Origin of the sequence: Bacillus sp. JJ1127, from assembly GCF_036965845.1 — a bacterium.
Classification (GTDB): Bacteria; Bacillota; Bacilli; order Bacillales; family Bacillaceae_G; genus Bacillus_A.
The window spans coordinates 1-2151 of sequence record NZ_JBALQK010000362.1; the positions used below are offsets into that span (position 1 = coordinate 1).

A 2151-nucleotide genomic window follows, 5' to 3' on the forward strand; every position below is an offset into this window, starting at 1 on the left:
ATGAAAATGGATTTATCTAAACACTTCATCGCCCCTATGAGTATCCAAAGAACTTCCTAGCTGTTATGCACTTGAAAGTTTCATATATTCAGCAAGGTTTCACAGAAAAAGCCAATTTCCTTACCTTACAGGAAATTGGCTTTTTCATTTTATGAATTAAGTACGTTTACTTTTTTTGTGTATTGCAGCGATAGCTAAAAACAATATTGAAATAACACCAGTAAAAAACAATAGCTCATTTAACGGAAGTAAGACGAATTACTTCTTAATATGCTTTACTATAAGTGAAGTGTATGCCTCTGCCCCTTCTTTTGTCAAATGGACTCCATCTGGTTCAAAATACGCTTGTTTCCCAGCACTTGCTGAATGCCAATCAACTAGTGTAATATTAGAGAATTTCGATGCTACTTCTTTTAATTTTTCATTAACCACCGATTCCCATGGACGCGGCACTCTAGTATTAACCAATATAACTTTATGTTTATTACCTATTAACTGAATCAATGATTCTATTTGTTCAGTAGTAAATGCTCCATTTGTACCCAATCCAATAATAACATAATCCCCCAAAGTACCCTCTTTTTTCATTCTCTCTACCGTATCAAACGCTTGAGACATCTGCCTTCCAATCTTCGCGTCAATGTTGACATTAGGGAAAGCATTTTTCAAATATGGAGAGACATCAATCATAATTGAGTCGCCAATGGCTGTAATGGTTGGAGATTGTTCCGTTTGTGCCGAAGCTGCTTCTTTTTCCTCTTTATTTTCAGATGGTTTATCAGCATGCTCCTCTTTAACTATACTTGGCTGTTTAGCCTGTTCTTTTTGTTCCGTTTGCACCGCTTCTATCCTATTTTCCTTAGGATTCTCTTTTGCTTTACCAGCTGTAGCTAAACCAAAGCTAGCTGTTGAGAAAAGCAATAATGCACATGTTAAAGCTAGCTTACTACTGAACTTTAAGTTTCTTATTCTCAATTTCTGTAAATGAATATTCTTCAACGCACCTTGACGAATTGGGTTTTCAATAAACTTCCATGAAAGCTGCGCCACAAACAGGATTAAAAAGAATTGAAAAATAGCCCTAGTGACTTGAAATTCTCCCGTACTAACTTGCGGACTCGTCAATGTGATAATCGGATAATGCCAAAGATATATCCCATAGGAGCGGACACCCATCCAACGTAAAGGTTTAAACCTTAAAAATACAGCAATTCGGCTAGCTGGATGAGCAAGGTTGGCTACTAATACAGCAGTAGCAATCGATAAAAGGAACATTCCCCCTCGATAAAGGAATGGATCATATTGATTCGTTTTCCAAAACATAACGAGAATAACAATAAGAGCAATTCCTCCAATTACATCAAGAACGAGACGTGCTGGTGCAATAATTTTATTAGCAAGCCTACTGCTCGGCCAAATTAAAGCGAGTGCTGCACCAATCAATAAGGAAAATGCCCTTGTATCGGTACCATAATAAACCCTACTTGGATCAACACCTGGCTCATATATCATTGCCATTGCGATAGCTGAAGCAATAGCTCCTAGAAAAATAAATAGTGCCAGACGTGATTGTTTCTTTATGTAGTAAAATCCTAAACTAATGATAAATGGCCAGACCACATAAAATTGCTCCTCAACAGCTAACGACCAAAAATGATTCAAAGGAGAAAGTTGGCCGAAGTTATCAAAGTAGGATACTTTGTGAAAAATATACCACCAGTTACTGAAATAGAATACAGCTGCTAACGAATCTTCCCGCATTTTCCCCAGTAAAGAACTATGAAAAATCGTAACCCATGCCAAAACGATAATGAGCATGACAATCATTCCTGGAATCAACCTTCTTATCCTACGCAACCAGAAATTCTTCAAATCAATTCTCTTATTTTTCTTCCACTCAATAGCAAGAATATCAGTAATTAAATAACCAGAAAGCACAAAAAATACAGTAACGCCTAAGAACCCTCCAGGCATCCACTTAAAATTGATATGGTACAACATAACACCTAGTATAGCTAGGCCTCTTAAACTATCTAATCCGACCATATAACGATTATTTTTATTTAATGGTGTGGGCATTCACAATCCTCCCTATATTTCTCTTAGATGTTTTTGTTGCTTTTACTTCTCCTATAAAGTTCTTTTTCAATC

The 2151-nt window shown here is 36.5% G+C and carries 1 protein-coding gene; it reads right to left on the reverse strand.

Going from position 1 to position 2151, the window contains the following annotated elements:
• Nucleotides 1–258: 258 nt before the first annotated feature.
• On the reverse strand, nucleotides 259–2079 hold the full coding sequence (locus V7183_RS24405) for an acyltransferase family protein (RefSeq protein ID WP_097897610.1): 1821 nt from the start codon (nucleotides 2077–2079) through the stop codon (nucleotides 259–261).
• Nucleotides 2080–2151: the final 72 nt, after the last annotated feature.

Excerpts from the sequence above, each read along its gene's own strand:
- V7183_RS24405 (WP_097897610.1), bottom strand. The coding sequence starts at position 2,079 with ATGCCCACACCATTAAATAAAAATAATCGTTATATGGTCGGATTAGAT.